22 protein-coding genes are annotated in these 24,585 nt (G+C 66.3%); 10 read left to right on the plus strand and 12 right to left on the minus strand.

Going from position 1 to position 24,585, the window contains the following annotated elements:
• Positions 1-357: 357 nt before the first annotated feature.
• Positions 358-696, plus strand: a complete 339-nt coding sequence (locus ACIBCN_RS11575) for an MmcQ/YjbR family DNA-binding protein (RefSeq protein WP_396991449.1) — start codon at positions 358-360, stop codon at positions 694-696.
• Here ACIBCN_RS11575 and ACIBCN_RS11580 read toward each other — a convergent pair.
• Positions 693-1,667, minus strand: coding sequence for a dipeptidase (locus ACIBCN_RS11580; RefSeq protein ID WP_396991450.1), 975 nt, complete (start codon positions 1,665-1,667; stop codon positions 693-695). The two genes, ACIBCN_RS11575 and ACIBCN_RS11580, sit on opposite strands and share 4 nt — an antisense overlap.
• A 328-nt stretch (positions 1,668-1,995) precedes the next feature.
• Between ACIBCN_RS11580 and ACIBCN_RS11585 the strand changes: the two genes are divergently transcribed.
• The 3 genes from ACIBCN_RS11585 (at position 1,996) to ACIBCN_RS11595 (ending at position 5,242) form a co-directional block, all read left to right on the plus strand.
• Positions 1,996-2,409, plus strand: coding sequence for a hypothetical protein (locus ACIBCN_RS11585; RefSeq protein ID WP_396991451.1), 414 nt, complete (start codon positions 1,996-1,998; stop codon positions 2,407-2,409).
• Positions 2,410-2,450: 41 nt separating this feature from the next.
• A complete protein-coding gene (locus ACIBCN_RS11590; protein ID WP_396991452.1) occupies positions 2,451-4,508 on the plus strand; it encodes a prolyl oligopeptidase family protein in 2,058 nt (685 codons plus the stop codon).
• Positions 4,509-4,585: 77 nt separating this feature from the next.
• Entirely contained in the window at positions 4,586-5,242 is a 657-nt protein-coding gene (locus tag ACIBCN_RS11595) for a TetR/AcrR family transcriptional regulator C-terminal domain-containing protein (RefSeq protein ID WP_396991453.1), read from the plus strand.
• Here the strand turns inward: ACIBCN_RS11595 and ACIBCN_RS11600 are convergent.
• From ACIBCN_RS11600 to ACIBCN_RS11610, 3 genes are all read right to left on the minus strand, one after another.
• On the minus strand, positions 5,239-6,099 hold the full coding sequence (locus ACIBCN_RS11600) for an alpha/beta fold hydrolase (protein WP_396991454.1): 861 nt from the start codon (positions 6,097-6,099) through the stop codon (positions 5,239-5,241). The genes ACIBCN_RS11595 and ACIBCN_RS11600 overlap by 4 nt on opposite strands.
• Positions 6,100-6,129: 30 nt before the next feature.
• The gene (locus tag ACIBCN_RS11605) at positions 6,130-6,762 is read right to left on the minus strand and encodes a TetR/AcrR family transcriptional regulator (protein WP_379284343.1); all 633 of its coding nucleotides are present in this window, start codon (positions 6,760-6,762) and stop codon (positions 6,130-6,132) included.
• Between the two features lie 618 nt (positions 6,763-7,380).
• Positions 7,381-7,845, minus strand: a complete 465-nt coding sequence (locus ACIBCN_RS11610; RefSeq protein ID WP_396991455.1) for a MarR family winged helix-turn-helix transcriptional regulator — start codon at positions 7,843-7,845, stop codon at positions 7,381-7,383.
• Between the two features lie 124 nt (positions 7,846-7,969).
• On the opposite strand from ACIBCN_RS11610, the gene ACIBCN_RS11615 reads away from it, so the two are divergent.
• The gene (locus tag ACIBCN_RS11615) at positions 7,970-8,989 is read left to right on the plus strand and encodes an SMP-30/gluconolactonase/LRE family protein (protein ID WP_396991456.1); all 1,020 of its coding nucleotides are present in this window, start codon (positions 7,970-7,972) and stop codon (positions 8,987-8,989) included.
• A gap of 142 nt (positions 8,990-9,131) precedes the next feature.
• Here the strand turns inward: ACIBCN_RS11615 and groL are convergent, their stop codons facing one another.
• Together groL and ACIBCN_RS11625 are read right to left on the minus strand one after the other, a co-directional pair.
• On the minus strand, positions 9,132-10,757 hold the full coding sequence (gene groL / locus ACIBCN_RS11620; protein ID WP_396991457.1) for a chaperonin GroEL: 1,626 nt from the start codon (positions 10,755-10,757) through the stop codon (positions 9,132-9,134).
• 289 nt (positions 10,758-11,046) lie between these two features.
• Complete coding sequence (locus ACIBCN_RS11625; RefSeq protein WP_040739548.1) at positions 11,047-11,340, minus strand: hypothetical protein; 294 nt, start codon at positions 11,338-11,340, stop codon at positions 11,047-11,049.
• Between the two features lie 88 nt (positions 11,341-11,428).
• Here ACIBCN_RS11625 and ACIBCN_RS11630 point away from each other — a divergent pair, with 88 nt between their 5' ends.
• Positions 11,429-13,486 carry an NAD(+) synthase gene (locus tag ACIBCN_RS11630; protein WP_396991458.1) on the plus strand — a complete coding sequence of 686 codons (2,058 nt, stop codon included), beginning with the start codon at positions 11,429-11,431 and terminating at the stop codon, positions 13,484-13,486.
• Between the two features lie 130 nt (positions 13,487-13,616).
• Positions 13,617-14,291 (plus strand): suppressor of fused domain protein, encoded by a 675-nt coding sequence (locus ACIBCN_RS11635; protein WP_396991459.1) that lies wholly within the window; start codon positions 13,617-13,619, stop codon positions 14,289-14,291.
• A gap of 17 nt (positions 14,292-14,308) precedes the next feature.
• Here ACIBCN_RS11635 and ACIBCN_RS11640 read toward each other — a convergent pair whose 3' ends face one another.
• Both ACIBCN_RS11640 and ACIBCN_RS11645 read right to left on the minus strand, forming a co-directional pair.
• Positions 14,309-15,037 (minus strand): Clp protease N-terminal domain-containing protein, encoded by a 729-nt coding sequence (locus ACIBCN_RS11640; RefSeq protein WP_396991460.1) that lies wholly within the window; start codon positions 15,035-15,037, stop codon positions 14,309-14,311.
• A gap of 123 nt (positions 15,038-15,160) precedes the next feature.
• On the minus strand, positions 15,161-16,174 hold the full coding sequence (locus tag ACIBCN_RS11645) for an NAD(P)/FAD-dependent oxidoreductase (RefSeq protein WP_396991461.1): 1,014 nt from the start codon (positions 16,172-16,174) through the stop codon (positions 15,161-15,163).
• An 11-nt stretch (positions 16,175-16,185) separates the two neighbouring features.
• Here ACIBCN_RS11645 and ACIBCN_RS11650 point away from each other — a divergent pair, with 11 nt between their 5' ends.
• Positions 16,186-17,373 (plus strand): FAD-dependent oxidoreductase, encoded by a 1,188-nt coding sequence (locus ACIBCN_RS11650; protein ID WP_396991462.1) that lies wholly within the window; start codon positions 16,186-16,188, stop codon positions 17,371-17,373.
• Between the two features lie 16 nt (positions 17,374-17,389).
• Here the strand turns inward: ACIBCN_RS11650 and ACIBCN_RS11655 are convergent, their stop codons facing one another.
• Together ACIBCN_RS11655 and ACIBCN_RS11660 are read right to left on the minus strand one after the other, a co-directional pair.
• A complete protein-coding gene (locus tag ACIBCN_RS11655; protein WP_396991463.1) occupies positions 17,390-18,217 on the minus strand; it encodes a thioesterase family protein in 828 nt (275 codons plus the stop codon).
• 25 nt (positions 18,218-18,242) lie between these two features.
• On the minus strand, positions 18,243-19,895 hold the full coding sequence (locus tag ACIBCN_RS11660) for an acyl-CoA synthetase (protein ID WP_396991464.1): 1,653 nt from the start codon (positions 19,893-19,895) through the stop codon (positions 18,243-18,245).
• 103 nt (positions 19,896-19,998) lie between these two features.
• Between ACIBCN_RS11660 and ACIBCN_RS11665 the strand changes: the two genes are divergently transcribed.
• Complete coding sequence (locus tag ACIBCN_RS11665) at positions 19,999-20,781, plus strand: crotonase/enoyl-CoA hydratase family protein (RefSeq protein ID WP_396991465.1); 783 nt, start codon at positions 19,999-20,001, stop codon at positions 20,779-20,781.
• Between the two features lie 89 nt (positions 20,782-20,870).
• Here the strand turns inward: ACIBCN_RS11665 and ACIBCN_RS11670 are convergent, their stop codons facing one another.
• Entirely contained in the window at positions 20,871-21,287 is a 417-nt protein-coding gene (locus tag ACIBCN_RS11670) for a VOC family protein (RefSeq protein WP_396991466.1), read from the minus strand.
• A 189-nt stretch (positions 21,288-21,476) separates the two neighbouring features.
• Here ACIBCN_RS11670 and ACIBCN_RS11675 point away from each other — a divergent pair, with 189 nt between their 5' ends.
• Positions 21,477-22,475: a sigma-70 family RNA polymerase sigma factor gene (locus ACIBCN_RS11675; protein ID WP_396991467.1), complete on the plus strand. Its 999-nt coding sequence runs from the start codon at positions 21,477-21,479 to the stop codon at positions 22,473-22,475.
• A 534-nt stretch (positions 22,476-23,009) separates the two neighbouring features.
• Here ACIBCN_RS11675 and ACIBCN_RS11680 read toward each other — a convergent pair.
• Positions 23,010-24,569 carry an acyl-CoA synthetase gene (locus tag ACIBCN_RS11680; protein WP_396991468.1) on the minus strand — a complete coding sequence of 520 codons (1,560 nt, stop codon included), beginning with the start codon at positions 24,567-24,569 and terminating at the stop codon, positions 23,010-23,012.
• Positions 24,570-24,585: the final 16 nt, after the last annotated feature.

Genomic DNA, 24,585 nt, shown 5'->3' on the forward strand with positions numbered 1-24,585 from the left:
CTAACTCTGTCGCTACGAGTTGGCCCACCGGTCCCCCACAACGATGAGCCGCAGGCCACACCGGGCTGGAAGTTCGGTGCTCGCGAGCGGGCCGGAGTGGCGAATCAGACAAATCGGCTCGCTACTGTTGGGGCAGCTCGATCGGTGACGATCAGCTCGCCACGGTCCATGGCGTCGACGACGCGGCGCCGACCGGGGAGCTCAATCGGATCCCGCTGAGCTCACTTGTGCAACTGTGGGACCTGCTCGCGCGGGCAAGACCGAAGCCGGGGGCCGGGCTCGCCGTGGTCGATGCCGCGCCGCTCGGGACCGATCCGGTCCGGCTCAGGTGTCGTACCCCGGCGCGATACTTGGCCGGTGGTGACAGCTGATGACGTACGGCGGATCGCGATGAGCCTGCCGCGAACAACCGAGGCGCTGGTCCGCGACCGGGTCAAGTATCGGATCGGCCGGATCGTGTATCTGGCGCTGTCCGCGGACGAAACACGCATGGGCTTCGCGTTTCCCAAGGCCGAGCGAGTGGCGCTGGTCGAGGCGGAGCCGGACAAATTCATGATGCCGCGCCAGTCGGACGAGCGGTACAACTGGGTACGAGTGCGGCTGGCCGCCATCGACGAGGCGGAGCTGACCGAGCTCATCGTCGAAGCGTGGCGGATGTGCGTGCCCAAGCGGGTGGCGGCCGAACACCTCGGCTAGTCGCGCCACACCTGCTCGGCGACCCGGGAAAAGTTTCCGCCGAACACCGCCGCGCGATCCGCTTCGCGGAAACCGCGCTGCGCCAGCACCTCGTCGAGACCGGGCACCCGGCTCGTACCCAGCAGATCCTCCGGCGGAACCCATTGCAGCGGGCCCCATTTGGTGTACGACTCGGGGAACAGCTCCGGGTGGTCCGCGAGCATGCCGTTGAAGTCCTCGGCGTCGAACGAATAGTCCGAACCGATTCCGATGTGCTCGATGCCGACCAACTCGACGCCGTGTTCGACATGGTCGGCCATCGCCTCGACGCGTGCGGCAGCGTCGTCGATTCCGTTGTGGCCCAGGAAGATACCCACGCCATTGAGGCCGATCACGCCGCCGGTCGCGGCACAGGCCTTCGCCTGCTCATCGGTGATATTGCGCGGATGCTCCCGCAGCGCGGCGAAATTGGAGTGGCTGTAGATCATCGGCACCCGCGTGTGCGTGGCCAGATCGAGCCCGGTGCGGCGCGAACAGTGCGATCCGTCGACGAACATGCCGACCTCGTTGAGCTTGTGCACGAGATCCACGCCGAAGGCGGTGAGCCCGGTGTCGTCGGCATCGAGACAGCCGCAACCGGCCTTGTTTGCGCTGTTGTAGGTCGGCAGCATCGAGCGGACGCCAAGGTCGTAGAACAGCTCCACGTTGTCGAGGTCGCCGCCGAGCGGACCGGAGTCCTCCAAATCGAAGGCCAGCGCGATAGTTTCCGGATCGCCGATGTCGGAGTGGCTGTGCACCAATCGGAATCGTCCGTCGGCGAGCGCGTCCGCGCGGTACTGCCGCGTCAGCTTCACCGAATCCTCCGTCGAATGCGGCGAATACCCGACGTTCACCGACAAATACGACCCGAGGGGGTATCGGGCGAGGTCCGCGATCCGTGCCGACGGCACCAACGGTAGACAGCAGTGCTGCTCCCACAGAAAGGGCGGCAAGGAAACCTCCTGGTCGGATCGGCCTCGAACCCGCGATCCTACTGAGCGGGTCCGCCGCCAGGCCGCTGCCGCGCGCGGTGTCGGGCCGATCGACCAAGGTCACCAAACTTTTTCGGGCACCGGCACGCCGTAACGCCCTGTCCTATTCGCCCGATTTACTGATTGCTTCATTCTTACTGCCTGAAGGCGGTGCGACATGCGTCGCGTATTTCTTCTGATTGCCTCCGTCGCGACTCTGGTCGGTATTTGGATCACTCCAGGAACGGCCGCGGCGGCGCCCTCGTATTGCGGCCTGGTGTGGGGTTCGCTCGACAAGGCGAGTTCGCCCATGACGCCCGAACCGATCACCGGTATCCGGTCCGGTCGGCACGAATGTTTCGATCGGCTGGTTGTCGATGTCGCGGGTTCGGCCGCGGGCTATCGCGTCGGCTACGTCGATCGGGTGACGATGGACGGATCGGGTGCGCCGGTGCCACTGCGGGGCGGCGCGTTCCTGAACGTCGTCGTCCTCGCGCCCGCGCACGACACCGCGGGCAACACCACCTACCGGCCGGGCAACCGGAACGAGCTTGTCGACGTGGCCGGGTACCAGACCTTCCGCCAGGTGGCGTGGGCCGGCTCGTTCGAGGGCCAGACCACCGTCGGACTCGGCGTCCGCGCACGGCTGCCGATGCGGGTATTCACCCTCGACGGGCCGGGCAGCGGGTCGCGCGTGGTGGTGGACGTAGCGCACTTCTGGTAACCCCCACGCTGTGATTTGCGCTGGTCGGCAACAATGAGGGGATGACCGGCGTTGAGCAGAATGTGACCGACCCTTACCTCTGGCTCGAACAAGTGACCGATGAGCGGGCCCTCGACTGGGCCCGTGCGCACAACAGTGTGGTCGTCGAGCGATTCGCCTCCGCCGACCGGTTCAGCGAGCTCGAACAGCGCATTCTGGACATGCTCGACACCGACACCAAGATCGCCTACCCGGGGCGGCGTGGCAGCTGGCTGTACAACTTCTGGCGCGATGCCGAGCACCCGCGGGGCCTGTGGCGGCGCACCACGTTCGCCGAGTACGCCAAGGAGTCGCCCGACTGGGACGTGCTGATCGACCTGGACGCGCTGGCCACCGCCGAGGACGAGAACTGGGTGTGGGGCGGCGCGGGGGTGCTGCGACCGGAACAGTCGCGCGCGCTGATCAGCCTGTCGCGCGGCGGCGCGGATGCCAAGGTGGTGCGCGAATTCGATATGGCGACACGGGAATTCATCGATCCTGCGGACGGCGGCTTCTTTTTGCCCGAGGCGAAGTCCGAAATGCGCTGGATCGACATCGATGCGGTGTACGTCGGCACCGACTTCGGCCCCGGCTCGCTGACCGACTCCGGCTACCCGCGCATCGCCAAACGCTGGCAGCGCGGCACCGAGTTGACCGAGGCGGTCACCGTTTTCGAAGGCGAAGCCGGTGACGTCGCGGTGTCGGCGGGCTACGACCGGACCCCCGGCTACGAGCGGCATTACATCGGCCGCGCCACCGACTTCTTCAACGAAGACGTGTACCTGCTCGAAAACGACGGCACCCTACGGCATCTGGAGACCCCCACCGATGCCAGCGAATCCTGGTACAAGGATTGGCTGCTGGTCCGGCTGAAGTCGCCGTGGGAGGTCGGCGGCAACGCCTACCCGGCCGGCGCGCTGCTGGCCATAGACTTCGACAAGTTCCTTTCCGGCGCAAGGGAATTCGAGGTGATCTTCACCCCGGACGCGCACACCTCGCTGCACGGTTACGGCTGGACCGAGAACCACCTGCTGCTCATCACCCTCGAGGACGTGCAGACCAAGCTCTACGTGCTGACACCGGGCCCGGGCGGCTGGCGCAGCGAGTCATTGGCCGACACCCCGCCGATGGCGACCACCAGCGTGATGAATCTCGACCCGCTCGAGGGTGGCGACGAATTCATGCTCACCACAAGCGGATTCACCACCCCGGCGACGCTGCTCGCGAGCTCGGTCGGCGGCGGCACCGAGCAGCTCAAGCAGGAGCCCGGCTTCTTCGACGCCGACGGCATCGAGACCGAGCAGTTCTTCGCGACGTCGGACGACGGAACTCAGGTGCCGTACTTCGTGATTCGCCATCGCGACCGCAAGGGCACCCCGGGCCCGACGGTGATGTCCGGCTACGGCGGCTTCGAGGTCTCGCGCACGCCCGCCTACAGCGGTGCGTCCGGGATGGGCTGGCTGGAGCGCGGCGGCACCTGGGTGATGACCAACATCCGCGGCGGCGGCGAGTACGGCCCGCAATGGCACACCTCGGTGCAGAAGGCGAACCGGCACAAGGTGTACGAGGACTTCGCGGCAATCGCGAAAGACCTTGTCGCACGGGGCATCACCACGGCCGATCAGCTCGGCGCGGTGGGTGGCAGCAACGGCGGGCTGCTCATGGGCGTGATGCTGACCCGCTACCCGGAGCTGTTCGGCGCGATCGTCTGCCAGGTGCCGCTGCTGGACATGAAGCGCTACCACCTGCTGCTCGCGGGTGCCTCGTGGATCGCCGAATACGGCGACCCGGACAAGCCCGAGGAGTGGGCATACCTCAGCAAGTACTCGCCGTATCAGAACGCCAAGGCCGACGTGGCCTACCCGCCGATCCTGCTCACCACCTCCACCCGCGACGACCGCGTGCACCCCGGCCACGCCCGCAAGATGGCCGCGCTGTTGGAGGAGCAGGGCCACGAATTCTGGTACCACGAGAACATCGAGGGCGGCCACGGCGGCGCGGCGGACAACAAGCAGTCGGCTTTCCAGGCGGGGCTGATCTACGAGTTCTTCACCCAGATGCTCATCGAGCGGCGCGGGTAACTGCTGGTTCCGGGGCCCTGAGCCTACGGTGTAGATACCATCTACGTCGTAGACCTGGGCCCAGGAGGAGAGCTGTCGTGGATTCCGAGAACCTCGTCGAGGTGACGCGCGCGCGGCGCGCCCGCACCCGGCGGGCGAGTCCGGCGCCGTCGACGCGAACCACCTTGAACCGCGACTATATCGCCGCGGTCGCGCTGACCCTCATCGATCGGACCGGTGTCGACGGATTTTCTATGCGCAAACTCGGCACCGCGCTCGGCGCCGATCCGATGGCCGCCTACCGGCACTTCACCGATCAGCAGGAGCTGTTCGACGGCATCGCCGACGCGATGTTCGCCGAGCTGGACATGGAATCCCTACCGTGGCAGGAACCTTGGCGCGACCTGATGCGCGCCTACGCGCACCGGCTGCGGTCCACGCTGCGCAGGCACCCGAACGCGGTGCCGGTCTTCGCGACCCGCCCGGTGCGCAGTGAACTGGCCGTCGAAACCGGCAGCTGGATGGTGGAACATCTACAAGGGCATGGGTTTTCGGCGACGGTCGCGCTGCAGCTGACCCGCTGCCTGCGCGAGTACGCGATCGGCCACATCCTCAGCCACGCCATCGCCGCGGTCGCCGCGCAGCGCGGCGACGAGCCGGAGCAGGCCACCGACATCGACCATTTCGAGGTCGGGCTGGACGCCATGCTCGACGGTTTCAGCCGCCATCTCGACGTGGGCCGCCGGCACATCTAACGATCGCGCAGCCACTTCTCGATCTGATCGATGGTGGTGGTGTATTCGCGGATCCAGCCGTTGTGCCCCAGCGATTCCGGCTGATGCCAGGTCGTCACGTCGGCCTTGGGCAGCTTGCTCAACAGGTGTTCGGCCGAACCCGGCGGGGTGAGGTCGTCGCCGGTCATGGTGATGGACAGAACCGGCAGCTTCAGGCGGGCGATCCGCTCCTCGTAGTCGATGTCCGCACCGACCGGCTGGAACCGGCCGGTGCGGGCCAGCCGCGCCCAATCCGCGACCAGCACCTTGGACTGCCTGCCGAAGCCGCCCGCCGGGATCCGGTCGCCCGGCCAGAAGCCGGCCAGGCCCGCGGTGAGCGCGGCGGCCGCCGTGCCCACCAGCATGCCCGGGCTCGAAAGTCCAGGGTAGCCACGGTAATACGGCGTTCCGGAGGCGATCAGGATCAGCCCGCCGAGCCTGCCGCGAATCCGCGACGCGTACATGACCGCGAACTGGCCGCCCATGCTGTGCCCGAGCAGGTACGGCGTGCTCGCCGGGAACCGATCGCGCACCACCTCGAAGATCGCCGGAAAGTCGACCGACACCAGCTCGTGGTAGCCGTAGGTGCTGGCGGCGCTCGGCTTCGGCCTGCTGTCGCCGTTGCCGCGCAGCTCGCCGATCGCCATGTCGAACCCGCGCGCCGCCAGCTTCCCGGCGAACCCCTCGTAATACCCGGCGGGCACCCCGAGACCGGGCACGATCACCAGCACCGGCCGCGGTGCGTCCGGCGTGACCGGATGCCGGTGCGCACCGCTGGCCGGGATCAGCCGCACCGGAACGGTGCTGCCGTCCGGCATCTGGATCGGAACCGTCTCCATGCTGGGCACGCTACCGTGCCCGCTCGGCGGCTACGCGCCGACCGCGCCCATGATCACCCTGCTCAGCACCCTGATCACGTCGTCGAGCGGCGGGCGCGGATCCGCACCGCTCCACGAATCCACCACGTAGTTCACCGCGCCGATGATCGCGAGCACCCGCATCTCGTAGTCACCGGTCGGGATCTCGCCGTGCATGGCCGCGTCCTCCGCGGCACCCGCCAGCAGCGACCCCCAGACCCGGCGCAGTTCCAGCCGGAACTTCTCCACCTTCGGTCCCGCACCGACCACCTCGACCAGTGCGACGCGCGCCTTGCGCGGATCCGAGCCGATGGACTCGACGTAGGCGCGAGTGGACGCGTCGATGATCTCGAGCGCGCTCGCGTCGGCCTTACTTTCCAATGACTTGGCGACCGCGTCACGCGACTCGCGGTCGATCTGTTCGTAGAGCTCGAGTAGTAGGGACTCGCGTCCGGTGAACTCCTCGTAGAACTGTCGTGAGGAGAGTCCGGCGTCCTTACAGATGGCGCCGACCGAACTATTGGCGTAGCCGTCGCGCGCGAAGACCGTCAGGCCCGATTCCAGAAAACGCGCACGCCGCTGACGTTGCCGGTCCTCGACGGGTTGCCCGGCATACATTCGACCCGTATTCGCATCCTGTGACATTGGGCCAGACAATACAGAAGCCCAAGAAGCACTCGACATGGATCGGCCCCTTGGTATCAACCCGCAACTGACCGGCTGTTAGCCGAAAGTTGGCAGAGTTGTTGGGAACTCATCGTACGTTTGCTAAGCATTTTTCACACCGAGTCGGCGGTAGGTTCATATGCTCGCTCGATAGCGCGTCATACCGTCGTTGATGGCGATCAACATCAGGCAAATCCATTGTCACTGACAGTTTGCCGTGACACACGTTACAGATGGACGGAGCGGGCAGTGCGCGATTTTGACGGGAATTCATAGAACGAATTCTTACCGAACTGGTCCGGTGGTTATGCCTGATTCGTCCTGTCCCCCAGTGGACTTCACGCCGTACCGGTAGTTCCGAATGGATCGGTGAATAGACGGCGTAGGCGGCACCCTCGCTCGGCATCCGCGAAGGGCGCCCGACCACGGACTTCGTCTTGATGTGGCTATTGGGGTGAGCCGCATGCCGATTGCGGCGGAGCGGGGACTACCGATCGCCGCCGCGGGACAATGCGTCGGCGGCGGCGCACGAAATCGTGGCGCTACTACTGGTACGCGAATACATTGGGCGGCAACATGTCTGGCGTGCCAGTCGGCCTATTTCTTTGGCGCGGAAGGGGTTTCGGACCGTACAGAGTCGAACAGGTCCGCGCAGCGGGCCAGCAGTTCCTGGAGAGTGACTCGTTCGGCGTCGGTGAATCCGGCCGCTACCGCTCGTTCGACCCGGACGGCGCGCGCGTCGGCGTCTTTCATGACGACGGCGCCCGCTTCGGTGAGCCGGGTTTCCAGGATGTTCTTGTGCCACGCGTGCGGGGTGCGCTCGATGAGGCCGCGGTCCTGCAGGTTGGTCAGCACGGTGTTCATCGTCGGCGGCGTCACGCCGCAGAGCCGGGCCAGCGCGGCGGCCGAGATGCCGGGGTTCTCGTCGAGGAAGAGCAGGGCGGCGTACTGCGGGACGGTGACGCCCGCGGGCTTCAGCGCGGCATGCTTCGCCGTTTGCAGCGCCTGCTCGGCACGCTTCACGTAGGAGCCGAGGCGCTCGGAGGAGTGCAGGGACGTCATGACCGCATGGTATCTGCCCGACCTTTCGTAAGACTCTTGACTAATATTAGAACTCTAATCTATGTTCGTATTCATTCTTAGATTTGAGTACGCCTAAGAGATAGACCTGATGAGAGGTATGAGCATGTCCCACGCATCGCGCCGCCGCATGGCGACCTTCGCCATCGCGGTGGCCTGCACCGCCGTTGCGGCCTGTGGAAGCACCGAAACCGCGGCGCAGCCCGCGCCCGACGCGCCGTCCACCCGGATCACCACCGCCTACGACCTGCCGGGCGACCGCGTCTACCCCGAGGGCATCGCCGCCGATCCACGGACCGGCGACACCTACGTCGGCTCGTTCGCCACCGGGGCCGTCTACCGGGCCGTGCCGGGGGCCAAGCAGGCCGAGATCTTCCTGCCGGAGGGTGCCGACGGTCGTCAGACCGCCAATGGACTGAAGGTCGATCAGGCGGGACGGCTCTGGGTGACCGACTCCACCGCCGGAGTTGCCGTGTACGACATCGCGACTCGCGCATTGATCGCCCGTTTCGACGTACCGGGCCCGGCGGCGCGCTTCGTCAACGACCTGGCCATCACCCCGGACGGCACCGCGTACCTGACCGATACCACGCGCAGCGTCGTCTATCGCGTCACCGCCGCACAGGTGGCCGACGCCGCGGCCCACGGCGGACGTGCCGATATGACAACACAATTCGACCTGAGCACGGTCGTCGCGCCGCATGCCCCCGATGTCTTCACCCTGAACGGGATCGTTGCCGACGCGAGCGGCCGCTACCTGCTGACCGTCGACATGAACGTCGGCGAGCTGTACCGCATCGCCCTCACCCCGGATGCGGCGGACCCGATCAGCAAGGTCGACCTGCACGGCGGCAACATGATCCACGGCGACGGACTGGAACTGCGCGACAACACCCTGTGGGTGGTACAGAACACCGACAACACCATCGCCCGCTGGACCGTCGCCGACGACGGCGCCGCAGCGACCATGGACCACCGCATCACCGACGAATCCCTAGGCCTGCCAACCACATTGGTCCGCGTCAACAATCGAACCCTGGTCGTCGCTTCACAATTCGACAAGGGCGGCCCGATGGGCCCCGGCACCCCGAAGCCCTTCACCGTCCTGTCCGTCGACGGCAGCTGACCCAAACCCCACTTGAACATAGGTTAGCCTTACCTGTAGAGTTCGGATCGAAGCGCGGACGGGACTCCGCAGACGCTGAAAGCCGGTCCACCCGAGGGTGGACCGGCTTTCGGTTTCTAAAGGTGTTGCCGGGTGGCTGGACTCAGAAGTCCATGCCGCCCATGCCACCGGTCGGGTCGCCGGCGGGTGCGGCGGACTTCTCCGGCTTGTCGGCGACGACGGCCTCGGTGGTGAGGAACAGAGCCGCGATGGACGCCGCGTTCTGCAGCGCGGAGCGGGTGACCTTCACCGGGTCGGCGACACCGGCGGCAAGCAGGTCCTCGTACACGCCGGAATCGGCGTTGAGGCCGTGGCCGGCCGGCAGGTTGGAGACCTTCTCGGCGACAACGCCCGGCTCGAGGCCGGCGTTGAAGGCGATCTGCTTCAGCGGAGCCGACAGCGCGACGCGCACGATGTTGGCACCGGTCGCCTCGTCGCCCTCGAGCTTCAGTGCGTCCAGAGCAGGCGCCGACTGCAGCAGCGCAACGCCACCACCGGCGACGATGCCCTCTTCGACGGCAGCCTTCGCGTTACGCACGGCATCTTCGATGCGGTGCTTGCGCTCCTTGAGCTCGACCTCGGTCGCGGCACCGGCCTTGATGACCGCAACACCGCCGGCCAGCTTGGCCAGACGCTCCTGCAGCTTCTCCCGGTCGTAGTCCGAGTCCGAGTTCTCGATCTCGGCACGGATCTGCTGCACGCGGCCCTTGATGGCCTCCGCGTCGCCCGCGCCCTCGACGATGGTGGTCTCGTCCTTGGTGATGACGACCTTGCGCGCCTGGCCGAGCAGCTCGACGCCAGCGGTCTCCAGGGAGAGGCCGACCTCTTCGCTGATGACCTCGCCACCGGTGAGGATGGCGATGTCGGCGAGCTGCGCCTTGCGACGGTCACCGAAGCCCGGCGCCTTGACGGCAACGGACTTGAAGGTGCCACGGATCTTGTTGACCACCAGGGTGGACAGGGCTTCGCCCTCGACGTCCTCGGCGATGATCAGCAGCGGCTTGCCGGCCTGGATGACCTTCTCCAGCAGCGGCAGCAGGTCCTTGACGGTCGAGATCTTCGAGCCGACCAGCAGGATGTACGGATCCTCGAGGACCGCTTCCTGACGCTCCGGGTCGGTGACGAAGTAACCCGAGATGTAGCCTTTGTCGAAGCGCATGCCCTCGGTCAGCTCCAGCTGGAGCCCGAAGGTGTTGCTCTCCTCGACGGTGATGACACCTTCCTTGCCGACCTTGTCCATGGCCTCGGCGATGAGCTCACCGATGGACGAGTCGCCCGCGGAGATACCAGCGGTAGCAGCGATCTGCTCCTTGGTGTCGATCTCCTTGGCGGACTCCAGCAGACGAGCCGTGACGGCCTCGACAGCCTTCTCGATACCGCGCTTCAGACCGAGCGGGTTCGCGCCGGCCGCGACGTTGCGCAGGCCCTCGCGCACCAGCGCCTGGGCGAGCACGGTGGCGGTGGTGGTGCCGTCGCCAGCGACGTCGTCCGTCTTCTTGGCAACTTCCTTGACCAGCTCGGCGCCGATCTTCTCGTACGGGTCCTCCAGCTCGATCTCCTTGGCGATGGAAACACCATCGTTGGTGATCGTGGGGGCGCCCCACTTCTTCTCCAGGACAACGTTGCGACCCTTCGGCCCCAGCGTCACCTTGACCGCATCAGCGAGGGCATTGAGGCCCCGCTCGAGACCGCGACGGGCCTCTTCGTCGTACGCAATTGTCTTGGCCATGGCGTTGTTGAGATCCTCCATGTGTATGGCTGACACACAGGACGACCGCAGGTTGGATCGCCCCATTACGCTGGCCAGGTTCGGTGCCCGCGACGGACGACCGAGGGTGTCGATGGAACCCGGTCTCACCGTCCCGACCTGGCACTCATAGGTAGAGAGTGCCAAAGCCATTTTTAGCACTCGGTCGTGCCGAGTGCAAGGTGCTCTGCCCTATGGCGCCGTTCGCGGTCCCTGCGTGGTCACGCTTCGCTACCGCCTCCGGGCCTGGCGCTCACGGCGCGCCCTATCCCTATGCCCGATCGTCGACGCGCAACACCAACGCGACGAACGCATCGGTCCGGCGTTCCTCCGGGGACCTCGGCTCGCCACCCTCCACGGTGACCAGCTCCGCGTCGTGCAACAACAACTCCGCTTCGACCCGCATGATCGCCCGAATAAAGGGGGGCGCCACCTCGGGGGGAAGGTCGCCGTTGACGACGTAGCCGCCGTCCGGCTGTGACTCTGTGGACACATAAGAAAGCGCACGCAACAGATCGGCGCGTCGTTCCCCCGCGATTAGGTCGGAATCCGTTTCATCCGCCATTGCTATAGCTTAGCGGGCCAGCATCGGGGGTAGGTTCCGGAGGGGAAATCATGATCATCTCCGGCATCCTCGTCGAAGGGGGACGGCAGTGCACGAACTGCCCTTCGCATCGCTCTACCGGCACGACTTCGCGCGGGTGGCGGTGGCCGTGCCCCGGGTGCGGGTCGCGGACCCGGCGTACAACGTCGAGCAGACGCTGCTGCTGGCCAGGCAGGCCGCGGCCGACGCGGTGGTGCTGACCGTCTTCCCTGAGCTGGGGCTTTCCTGCTACACCGCCGACGATCTGTTCCACCAGGACGCGCTGGACGAAGCGGTCGAGGCGGCACTGGCGCGCGTGGTCGCGGAGAGCGTCGACATCGATACGGTGCTGGTGGTCGGCGCGCCGGTGCGGACCCAGGGGCGGCTGTTCAACTGCGCCGTCGCGGTGTGCCGCGGCGTCGTGCTCGGTGCGGTGCCGAAGAGCTACCTGCCGAACTATCGGGAGTTCTACGAGAAGCGCCAGTTCGCGGCGGCTCGGGAGAACCTCGGCACACACGTCACGATCGCCGGGCAGCGGGTGCCGTTCGGCGCCGATCTGCTGTTCACGGCGAACAATCTCGACGGGTTCGTGTTCCATCTGGAAATCTGCGAGGACGGGTGGGTTCCGTTGCCGCCCAGCGGTTATGCGGCACTGGCCGGGGCAACGGTGCTGGTCAACCTGTCGGCGAGCAATATCGTCATCGGTAAGGCGGACTATCGCAGGGCGCTGTGCACGTCGCATTCGGCGCGCTATCTGGCCGCCTACCTGTATTCAGCTGCGGGACATGGGGAATCGACGACCGACCTGGCGTGGGACGGGCAGGCGCTGGTGTGCGAGAACGGAGATCTGCTCGCCGAAGGTGCGCGTTTCGCCGATCAGCCTCAGCTGGTCACCGCCGACCTCGATCTGCGCCGATTGGCCGCGGATCGGCTGCGCACCACCAGCTTTGCTGACAATGTGCACGACCACCGCGAGCGGCTCGCCGAACTGCGTCGCATCGAGGTGGAGTTGCCGATCCCGGCGGGCGCGGTTGATCTTCGGCGCGACATCGAGCGCTTCCCCTACGTGCCGGCCGATCCAGCGGTCCGTAACGAGCGCTGTGCCGAGGTGCAGCACATTCAAGTGGAGGGCCTGAGCACCCGGCTGCGCGCCACCGGGATGCAACGGGTCGTCATCGGCGTTTCCGGCGGGCTCGACTCCACCCTGGCGCTGATCGTCGCCGCCAAGACGATGGACCGGCTCGGGCTGCCGCGCGCAAATGTCTTGGGCTACACCATGCCCGGCTTCGCGACCAGCACCCGAACCCGCACCGACGCGCACCGGCTGATGGACGCACTCGGTGTCACCACGCAAGAAATCGATATCCGCCCGTCGGCCACCCAGATGCTGCGCGACCTCGGCCACCCGGCCGCCCACGGCGTGCCGCAGTACGACATCACCTACGAGAACGTGCAAGCGGGCGAGCGCACCTCGCACCTGTTCCGGCTGGCGAACCAGCACGGCGCGCTCGTCATCGGCACCGGCGATCTCAGCGAACTCGCCCTCGGCTGGTGCACTTTCGGCGTCGGCGACCACATGGCGCACTACAGCGTGAACGCGTCGGTGCCCAAGACACTGATCAAATATCTGATCGCCTGGTCGGTGGACACCGCCGAGTTCGGCCCCGCGGCGGGCGAGGTGCTCGGGTCGATCCTGCGGACGGAGATCTCCCCAGAATTGGTGCCCGACACCGACTCCGCCGCGCCGAGCCAGAGCTCCGAGGCCACCGTCGGCCCCTACGAACTGCAGGACTTCCACCTCTACTACCTGCTCCGCTTCGGCTACCGCCCCAGCCGCATCGCCTACCTGGCCAGGCACGCATGGTCAGACCCGACCCAAGGCCCCTGGCCCGACCTGATTCCCGCCGACCAGCGCAACGCCTACGACCTCCCCACCATCAAACATTGGCTCGCCGAATTCCTGCGCCGCTTCATCCAAACCAGCCAATTCAAACGCTCAACCCTGCCCAACGCCCCCAAGGTAGGCTCCGGCGGCTCCCTGTCCCCCCGCGGCGACTGGCGCGCCCCAAGCGACGCCTCCGCCGCGGCCTGGCTGGACGAACTCGACCGCAACGTCCCGGACGAATAGCCGACGCCCAGCAACGAACGCGGCCCGCGCCAGTCAAACCCGTTGCCCTGCAAGCTGATACAACAAGCCTGTACCCGGCGCTGGAGCGCAGCGACCAAGCCCGATGGACAACGCCGTTTATGGTGGGTTAGTGAGTGAAGCACCCGGCTGGAATGCCATCGACGGCGCGCTGCGTCCGATCTACGGCGATATCGAACCTTTCCATTGGGCCACCGATCACCGCTGGTCGCTCGGCGGACCCGATCCACTCGACGGCATCAGCGCGTACGCACGCACCGAACCGGTACCGCACTGGCACTACATCAGTTACGGCATGACCGAGCTGTACGAGAAGGAGTGGGACAACCCCGAGCAGTCCGGTTGGGGCTTCGAGTTCACCTTCCGGCTGGTGCGCAAGCCGACCGACACCGAGCCGCCGGTGTGGCCCGCGAACTTCCTGCAGAATCTCGCGCGCTACGTCTTCCAGTCCGGCAAGTGGTTCGAGCCGGGACACACCATCAAGGCGAACGGCCCGATCGCCGCCAACCAGCCGAATTCGAGCATTCACGCGGTGAGCTTCACCGTCGACCCGGAGCTCGGCACCATCGAAACTCCGCACGGCAGAATGCGATTCCTGCAGATCGTCGGGCTGACGATGCCCGAGTACCGGGCCGCGCAGGGCGGCAAGACGCTCGCGTTGCTCGCGGAACTGGCACCCCACCTACCGCTGTACGTCACCGATATCGAGCGCGAGCCGCTGGTGTCCGAGCCGAAACCCCAAGCGCAGTGGCCACGTTGGGGCGGCGGGTTGCGCGGGCGCGCCTAGGGTTCAGCCGCCCACCCTCACCCCTTGTCGGTGTAGAACGCGGACAGGAGTTCGACGATGTGGGCTTCGACCTTCGCCTTGTCCACGCCGAGCCCGGTGAGCAGGCCAGCGCCGTTCTCCTGTTCGAGCAGGGCGAGCAGGATATGTTCGGTGCCGACGTAGTTGTGGCCGAGGCGAAGTGCCTCACGGAAGGTGAGTTCGAGGGCCTTCTTGGCTTCCGGATCGAAGGGGATGAGCGGGGGAACCTCGCCTACCCCTGCGGGCAGCGCGGCCGTCGCGGCCTCGCGCACCGCTTCCAGGGTAATGCCGCTGGTGAGGATCTCTTTCGCGCCGATGCCGTTGGGTTCGGCCAAGAGGCCGAGCACCAGGTGCGTGGTGCCGATCTCCGAGTTTCCGGCGGTACGAGCGGCGTCTTGCGCGGCAACGATGATGGACCGAGCCCGGTCGGTGAACCTGGCGAAGCCCGCGTTGGGATCCATCAGGGCGGCCTGGGCCACATCGCCGGGGCCCTTGGCCACGAAACGCTTCTGCGCGGCCTGCTTGGTGACGCCCATGCTGGCGCCGATGTCGGTCCACGACGCGCCGGTGCGGCGGGCCTGGTCGACGAAGTGGCCGATCAGGTGATCGGCCAGTTCACCGAGATGATTGCCGGTGACCACGGCGTCGGACAGTTGGTCGAGCACATTGTCGGGGCGGGCTTTCTTGATGCCGTCGATCAGGTCGTCGAGGCGGTAGGGAATCGTCATGCGTCAACGATAGGTTGACGATCGGTAGCCGTCAACCCCGAGTTGACGAAGGCGGGCCCGGTACCGGACGTCGATGCCGGATCAGCGCATCGGCACCGGGAAGCACCTCGGCGACAGCGGAATTCAGGGGCGAGCGGTCCACCCCGCGCCGCGCACGATCAGCTCCTTCACCCACGCCGCCGTTCGGCCGGTCAGCACGGTTCGCGCCGGCGAATCATCGGCGTGCAGGAACTGGATGAGGCCGTCCCGACGACCGAGGCTCAGGCACTGCAGCGCGTACCGGAACCGCAACCGCCCCGGCTCGGCACCGCGCAATCTGGCGGCCACGGCATCGGCCGCGTACTTGCCGGTGGGCAGCGCGGTCGCGCAGGCCATCCGCAGTTCACGACCGCCAGGACCGGCGACCACCGCGCTGTCGCCCGCCGCGTAAACGTCCGGGTGCGAGACCGACCGCAGCGAGTCATCGGTCCGTACGCGACCCGCGCTGTCGACCGAAAGGCCCGCTCGCGCAGCCAGATCCGGCACCGCGAAACCGGCGGTCCACACGGTCGCCGCCGACTCGATCAGCGTGCCGTCGGCCAGCCGCACGCCGTCCGTTGTCACCTCGATCACCTTGGCATCCGAACGGATCTCGACACCGAGGCGCTCGAGCACACCGCGAATATGTGCCTGCGCACGCGGCGACAGCCACGCACCGGGCTCGTCCGGGCTGAGCAGCAGCACGCGCGAATCCGGTTGCGATTCAGCCAGTTCCGCGGCCAGCTCGATGCCGGTGGCCCCGGCGCCGACCACAATGACGGGCCCCCGCATAGCCTCGAAGCGGTCCGCGTCCTCCGGCGTCGACACCGAGTAGGCATGCTCCGCCACCCCGGGGACGCCGTTCGAGTCGCCGATGCTGCCCAGTGCGTACACCAGGGTGTCGTAATCGAGAGCCGTCGCGGTGTCCAGCACTACCCGCTTGCCCTCGGTGTCGATATCCGTCGCACGGGCACGCACGAAGTGGATCTTCTTGCTTTCCAACAGTTCCCGCAGGTCCCATGCCGAAATCCGTTGCCCGGCCGCCTGTTGATGCAGCCGAACCCGTTCGACGAAGCGGGCGCGCGCGTCCACCACGGTGATCTCAGCAGATGTTGACATCAGGAGTTCCGATGAACACCACCCAGAATCCGCTGCCGGGCACCACTTCCGTCGCGATCGTCGGCGCGGGCCCCGCCGGACTGACCGCGGCGATCACCCTGGCCGACGCCGGAGTCGACTTCGTGCTCCTGGACCGCCTCGCCGAGGGCGCCAACACTTCTCGCGCCGCCGTCGTGCACGCCCGAACCCTCGAGGTGCTGCACGAACTCGGCATTGCCGAGGAGCTCATCACCAAAGGCATTGTGGTGCCGCGATTCACCGTGCACGACGGTGCGCGCACACTGGCGACCATCCGATTCGACGACCTCCCGACGCAGTACCCCTTCACCCTGATGGCGCCGCAGGACACCACGGAGGCAGTACTGCTCGCCCGGCTGCGCAAGGCAGGCGGCGACGTCCGTCGCCCGTATCAGGTGACCCATGTCGTCGACGAAAATGACGGTGTCACTATCGAATACACCGATGCCGCAGGCACTACCGGCGCCCTCCGCGCCGACTACGTCATCGGTGCAGACGGCATGCACAGCCTCGTCCGCGAGCAAGCTGGCATCGGTTTCACCGGCGACACCTACCCCGCTTCCTTCGTGCTCGCCGACGTCCGTATGGACTGGCCGATCGCCCGCGACGAAGTGGCACTGCATCTTTCACCAGAGGGCGTCACCGTTGTCGCACCGCTACCCGACGACGCCGAACCGAACCGCTACCGCGTAGTCGCCACCGTCGACGGGGCCCCCGAACACCCCACCCGCGACGACATCCAAACCATCCTCGACACCCGCGGCCCCGGCGGCAGCAGCAAAGTCCGTGAGGTGCTGTGGAGTTCGCGCTTCCGCGTGCATCACCGCGTCGCCGACCACTACCGCGCCGGCCGATTCTTCTTGGCAGGTGACGCCGCCCACGTACACAGTCCCGCGGGCGGCCAAGGCATGAACACCGGCATCCAAGACGCCGCCACTCTCGGACCGCTACTCGCCCGAGTCGTCAACGGCGAGCCGACAGCCCTGCTCGACGCCTACGAAACAACCAGGCGCCCAATAGCACTCGGCGTGGTGGCCTTCACCGACCGGATGACCCGCATGGCCACCCTGACGCCCCGCCCCGCCCGCGCAGTACGCAACCTGACCATGTCGACCCTCACCCGAATCCCCGCCGTCCGCCAGGCGCTCGCCTACCGGCTCGCCGAACTCGCCAACCGCTGACCGTCGAAAGTCGCTGCTAGATACCGGCCTTCGCCGAAGTGGTGTCGCCGTTGGCGAAATCGACCTGCCGCTCGGCATTCGACAACGCGGTGACCACGCAGGTGCCGAAGGACCCCGCGCGGTCGAACAAGGTGGCGCTGCCGACCGCGACACCGTCCGCGCTGATGTGGCTGTCGGCCTCCACGCCGACCTCGGACCCCACCGGCTGCCTGGCCAGGGCCAGGGTCATATCGGTGTTGATGAAGCCGACGCCTGCGCTGCCCCAATTGGTCATCAGGCTCGTCGCCTCGCCGATCACCACGGCGCCGACGAATGGCGAGGGCGTCTCACCCTCGACCACGCACAACGGCACTTGCCACATGCGCTTTCGACTGTCGTTCTGGTGCTCGCGGATCTCGCCGGACCACCCGTCGGCATGGGCGTCACTGCCCCACAGCGGACGGGTTGGTTCGGTGGCGACCGGCACCGCCGGCGGCTGCGGGACCTCCGCCCGCGTCCACAACTGCCCCGGCGGCTGGACCGATCGCTTGAGAAAGACGACCGTCGCCCTGGCCACGTCCACGCAGTCCTGCATCAGCGCGGCGTCGGCGACGCGGATCCGCCGCCCTTCCCGAACCAGCTCCGTCACCACGGTCAGTGGTTTGGCCAGAGTGGGCCGGAACAGGTCAACGGTCAGTCTGGCGGGCATGAAGCCCGCCGAACAATGCTGCTGTTCCAGCGCTCTGGCCATCAGTCCGCAGATCGCAGGCCCATTGACCATCGTGGGCGACCAGGCGCTCGTGGCGAACGGCAACGGCTCGAAGCCGCGCGCGGTCGTCTCGAAGTACCCGTAGCGGACAACCACTTCGATTTCCCCCTGTTTCCGATGCCTACTTGCGGCTCGCCTCGGCGTGCTCGTCGGCGGCGCGCTCCTCGGTTTGTGTTTTGGCCCAACGATAGTCGGGCTTGCCCGCCGGGGAGCGTTTGATCTCGTCGACGAACCACAGGCTGCGCGGCAGCTTGTAGGGGGCGATCTCTTTGGTGAGGAACGGGCGCAGATCATCGATGGTCGGCCGGTTCTCGCCACGGCATTGCACTACCGCGACGACGCGCTGGCCCCAGCGTTCGTCGTCGACGCCCACGACGAGGGCGTCGAAGATCTCCGGGTGGGTCTTGAGCGCCCCCTCGACCTCTTCGGGGTAGATCTTCTCGCCGCCGCTGTTGATGCTGACCGAGCCGCGGCCGAGCATGGTGACCGTGCCGTCTTCCTCGACCCTGGCGTAGTCGCCGGGGATGGCGTAGCGAATCCCGTTGTACTCCTTGAACGTTGCGGCGGTCTTCGCCTCGTCCTTGTAGTAGCCGAGCGGAATGTGCCCGCGGCGAGCCAGGATCCCGACCGCACCCGAGCCGGGCCGCACCGGGTTCCCGTCCTCGTCGAGCACTTCGGTGGAGCCGTCGATCTTCACCCGCGGCCCACCGGTGTGGTTGACGCCCTTGGCCACGATCGACAGACCACCGAAACCGGTCTCCGAGGAGCCGATGGAATCGGAGATCATCCGGTTCGGCAGCAACTCGAGGAACTGATCCTTGATCGCGGGCGAGAACAGCGCCGCACTGCTGGCCACCACGTACAGGCTCGAAAGGTCATAGGGCTGACCGGTTTCCGGGTTGCCCTCGATCAACGCGTCCAGCATCGGCCGCGCCATCGCGTCACCGGTGATGAAGATCAGGTTGATCTTGTGACGATCGATCGCCTGCCACACACCGTGCCCACTGAACTCGGGCAGCATCACGGCTTTGCCACCGTCGAACAAGCTGTGGAACGTCGCCGTCTGCGAACCACCGTGGATCATCGGCGGGATCGGGAACCGAACCATGCTCGGATTGTTGGCCGCACCCACCTTGGACTGCTGCCACTCGTCCTCGATCGGCTCACCGGTGATGAAGTTGATGCCACCGCCGAGCACCCGCCACCAGTCCTCGTGCCGCCACATCACGCCCTTGGGCAGCCCCGTGGTGCCGCCGGTGTAGAGCATGAAGATGTCGTCGGGGGACCGCTCACCGAAGTCCCGCTCGCCCGACGAGGCCGCCAGCGCCGTCTCGTATTCGACCGAATTCGCTGCGGTCTCGATGGTGCCGGTCGTATCGTCATCGACGACGAGAACCGTCTTCAGCAGCGGGGTCTTCGGCCGCACGCCGGCCACCCGATCGCTGTAGCGGCGCTCGTGGATCAACGCGACCATGTCCGAATTGTCGAAGATGTATTGCAACTCGTTCTCGACGTAACGGAAGTTCACGTTGATCATCACTGCCCGCGCCTTGAACACCGCGACCATCGCCTCGACGGCCTCGATCGTGTTACGCGAGTAGATGCCCACCTTGTCACCCGGTTTTACACCGTGTTCGAGCAGGTAGTGAGCCAACTTGTTGGCGCGCTCCTCCAGCTGTGCGTAGGTCACCTCGCGGCCGTCGTCAGCGAGCGCGACGCGGTCGGGCATCAGGTCGATGGAATGTTCGACAAGGTCCGCTATGTTGTAGCTCACAAGGCTAAAAATAGAACGTGTTACTGTTCCTGGCAAGGCTGAATTCCATTACCCCCGCCGACTTCGTCGGCTGCCGTCCCCTGGAACGTCGGGAGATTCCTCAATGCCACACTGCCTCGTCGAGAAACGCGACCATGTCCTCATCGTGACGATGAATCGCCCCGAGGCGCGCAACGCGCTGTCGGCGGAGATGATGGCGATCATGCGCGACGCCTGGGACCAGGTGGACAGCGATCCGGACATCCGGGTGGCGATCCTGACCGGCGCGGGCGGCGCGTTCTGCGCGGGCGCGGACCTGAAGGCGATGACCACCCAGCACCCCGGCGATTCGTTCGCGGGCGGCGGCTGGGATCTGTCGAAGATCGAGGCACTGCTCAAGGGCCGCAGGCTCACCAAGCCGCTGATCGCGGCGGTCGAGGGTGCGGCCATCGCGGGCGGCACCGAGATCCTGCAGGGCACCGACATCCGGGTGGCCGGCGAAAGCGCGAAATTCGGTGTGTCCGAAGCACGCTGGGGACTGTTCCCGCTCGGCGGCTCCGCGGTACGCCTCGTCCGCCAGATTCCGTACACCGTTGCCGCGGACATCCTGCTCACCGGCAGGCACATCACCGCGGCGGAGGCCAAGGAGATCGGGCTGATCGGGCATGTGGTGCCCGACGGCGGCGCGCTCGACAAGGCACTCGAACTCGCCGCGCTGATCGCGGCCAACGGCCCGCTTGCCGTGCAGGCCATCCTGCGCACCATCCGGGACACCGAGGGTATGCACGAGGAAGAGGCGTTCCAGATCGACGCGAAGCTCGGCACCGCCGTCTTCCGCTCGACCGACGCCAAGGAGGGCCCGAAGGCCTTCGCGGAGAAGCGCAAGCCGACCTTCACCGGTAGCTGAAAAAGTAACGCTCAGAGCGCTTGCGAGCCGCGAATGCGCGAGGCCGCCCTCGGCACCATTCGGTGCCGGGGGCGACCCCTCGCCGGAGCTCAACAGCCCGGGTAGTCCATCCAGAACGGCTCCCATTGGTGCCCGTCCGGATCGAGGAAGGTGCGGCTGTACATGCCGACCTGCTCCTCCTGCGACCGCTTGTCCTCGCTGATCTCCTCGGTGCCGCCCGCGGCCAGCGCCGCCGACGCGAGCGCGTCCACCTCCGCGACGCTGGTCAGCGCCAAACCGTAAGTGGCGCCGATCTTCTCGGTGGTGTCCGCGACCTGGCGCTTGCTGAAGGTGGTGAAATACCCTCTGGTCAGCAGCATCAGGCAGATGTTGTCGTCGATCACGATGCAGGCGGCGTCGTCGTCACAGAATTCCTGATTGACCTTCCAGCCCAGCGCCTCGTAGAAATTCTTCGACCGGTTCAGCTCGGCGACAGGTAGGTTGAGAAAAATCATCCGGCTGGTCATGTCGACACCTTTTCGTAGTCCGCCTGTTTAGTTGCGCACAAATAAGGACGGGCCGCGGCCGCGGAACTCATCGCTCGCCCACACGATGTGACAGGCCGCACTGCGGCGGGCCCGCCGATGATCTTGATCCTGCTGGTAGCAAGGTTTTGGGTCTGGGATGTGTCGGTGGGCTGTGGCAGGGTGACACCCATGAACGACCTGTCCGGCCAGACCGCCGGCCTCGCTCCCGACGTGCTCGAATCCTTCGAGAAGCACCGCCGGGAATTGTGCGCTTACGCTTATCGCATGCTCGGCTCGTCCTTCGAGGCCGAGGATGCCGTCCAGGAGACCTTCACCCGCGCGTGGAAGTCCTACGACTCCTTCGAGGGCCGCGCGAGCCTGCGCTCCTGGCTGTATCGAATCACCACCAACGTCTGCCTCGACATGCTCGACGGACCGCAGCGGCGGGCCAGGCCGATGGACCTGTCCGGACCGTCGCGACCGGATTCCCCACTACCCGCGCCGCAGCCGGACTACGTCTGGATCGAGCCGATCCCGAACGCCCTGGCCTTCGGCGCCGACCCCGCCGACCACGCCTCGGCCAAAGACACCTTGCGGCTGGCCTTCGTCGCGGCCTGTCAGCACCTGCCCGCCACCCAGCGCGCGATCCTGATCATGCGGGAGGTGCTGCGTTTCTCCGCCAACGAGACCGCCGAGGCACTCACCATGTCCCCCGCGTCGGTCAACAGCGCGCTGCAACGCGCCAGAGCCACCATGTCCAAGGTGCAGCCCGCCGCCACCGACACCTACGACGAATCGAACGAGGATCAGCGCAAGCTGATCGACAACTTCGTCGAGGCGTTCGAGGCCTACGACATGGACACCCTCACCACCCTCCTCAAAACCGACGTCTCCCTGTCCATGCCGCCGCTCGAATTCTGGGTCTCCGGTCCGGCAAACGTGGCCGCGTTCATGCTCGGCCACGGCAACGCCTGCCGCGACTCCCGCATGATCCGCCTGCCAGGCGCCAACGGCGAACCCGCCTTCGGCCAGTACAAGCCCGGCGACGAGCCCGGCGTCTGGATCCCCTGGTCGATCATCGTGCTCGAACTGGACGGCAACGCCATTTCGGGAATGTGCTTCTTCCTCGATACGGAGAAGTTGTTCCCGCTGTTTGGTTTGGCTCCGGAGCTGCGCGAATCGGTCTGAGGCTGTTCCCGCCCTGTCCGCGGGGAGGTGGGGGAAGAACCGGCCTGTCGGCCGGATGGTGGACGAGAGCACTGGCCTGTCCGCGGGAAGGTGGACGGAAGCAGTCTTTCGTAGGATCCGCAACGGATCTCGGGCAGCAACCCCACCCAATCAACTGCCCACGCTCAACCGCTCACCCTTTGTGTGACCTGCACCCCCAGTACACATGGTGTGCAGGTCACACAACCGGTGCGCGGCCCCAACTCCCCACGCATGCAGCAGAATCCGCACCCAAACTCGGGATCCGCCCGCCTCTAGGGCGCTATTCCGAGTGCGGATCCCGAGTGAGGGTGCGGATTTGTGGCGATACCGGTTTGGGAGTGCTTGGCAGGGCCATGGGCAACGCGTGGGTCCTAGCGTGAGGACTGGCTATGGTCCCGTTGCGGGATCTTCCGTAATAGAGGTGAGTCAAATGGTCGTTCTCGATCACCGAGGTGAGTCAAAAGGTTGCTTTACAAGATCTTTTGGCGACCATTTGACTCACCTCGACGGGGGTTAGGACGCGGGGACGTAGCGTTCGCGGAGTTTGCGTTTGTAGAGCTTGCCGTTGGGGTCTCGGGGGAGTTCGGGGAGGTAGTCGACGGACTTTGGCATTTTGTATTTCGCCAATTGGGTTGCGGCGAAGGCGAGTAGTTCGGCGGTGAGGTCGGGGGTGCCTTCGATGCCCTCGGCGGGTTGGACTACGGCCTTGACCTCGGCGCCCCAATCCGGGTGCGGGATTCCGAAGACCGCTACGTCGGCGACCTTCGGGTGGGTAACCAGCACGTTTTCGATCTCGGCCGGGTAGATGTTCACGCCGCCGGACAGGATCAGGTCGGAGCGGCGGTCGTGCAGGTACAGGTAGCCGTCCTCGTCGAGGTGGCCGATGTCGCCGACGGTGAAAAGGTCACCGACGCGGGAGTCCTCGGTCTTGGCCTTGTCGTGGTGGTATTCGAAACTCGAAGCGCCCATCCGCATGTAGACCAGGCCTGGCTCACCGGCAGGCACCTCGGTGCCGTCTTCTTCGCTGAGCACCTTGATCACCGACCACGGCCACGCCTTGCCGACCGAGCCGGGCTTTTGCAGCCACTCGGTCCCGTTGATCACCGTGCCACCGCCCTCGGTGGCCGCGTAATACTCGGTGACCGTCGGGCCCCACCAGTCGAGCATCTTCCGCTTGGTCTCCTGCGGGCACGGCGCGGCGCCGTGGATCATGCTGCGCAGGGAGGACACGTCGTACTTGGCCCGCACCTCTTCCGGCAGCGCGAGCAGGCGGTGGAACTGGGTCGGCACCATGTGGCTGTGCGTCACGCGGTACTTGTCGATCAGCCGCAGCATGTCCTCGGCATCCCAGCGATCCATCAGAATGAGCTTGTGCGCCAACTGAATCGAGATGGTCGCATAGTTCAGCACCGCGGTGTGATAGAGCGGTGAGCCACAGATGTGCACGTGGTTGTCGTAGGGTGCCAGGTCGAACAAGCCGAAGAACGCCATCGTATGCGGCGGAACAACATCCGGGTCGGCGCCGGTGAGCGGGCGGCGAACGCCCTTGGGCCGCCCGGTGGTTCCGGAGGTGTAGAGCATCGGCGCGCCGGTGCTGCGGTCGGCCGGTCGCCCGGTATCCGCGGCGCCCAGCCAGGCCACCGACTTGAAGCCCTCGATCTCACCTACCGAGAAGCGTGCCGCGGCAGGCAATTTCGCCTCGTCGGCGGCGGCCTTACCGGTGGCGGCGAAACGATCGCTGACCAGGAAGGCCTTGGCTTCGCTGTCCTGCAGGATGTAGGCGACCTCGGGGCCGGTGAGGTGCCAGTTCACCGCGACGATGTACAGCCCGGCCTGGTACGCCGCGAAGTAGGCGGCGATCGCCTCGACGCAGTTGTGCACCATGCTCACCAGCACATCGCCGGTTTCCAGGCCGAGCCCGCGCAGGCCGGTGGCGTATCGATCGGCGAGCGTGGCCAATTCGCGATACGTCACCTCCCGGCCCGCCGGATCGACCATGGCGATCCGATCGGGTTCGGCTTCGGCGATGTTCCAGAGACCGAGAATTTTTACTGACTCCTGCGTCGACGTCACTCTTTGAATCTAGAAC

This window comes from Nocardia sp. NPDC051052, assembly GCF_044456045.1.
Taxonomy (GTDB): domain Bacteria; phylum Actinomycetota; class Actinomycetes; order Mycobacteriales; family Mycobacteriaceae; genus Nocardia.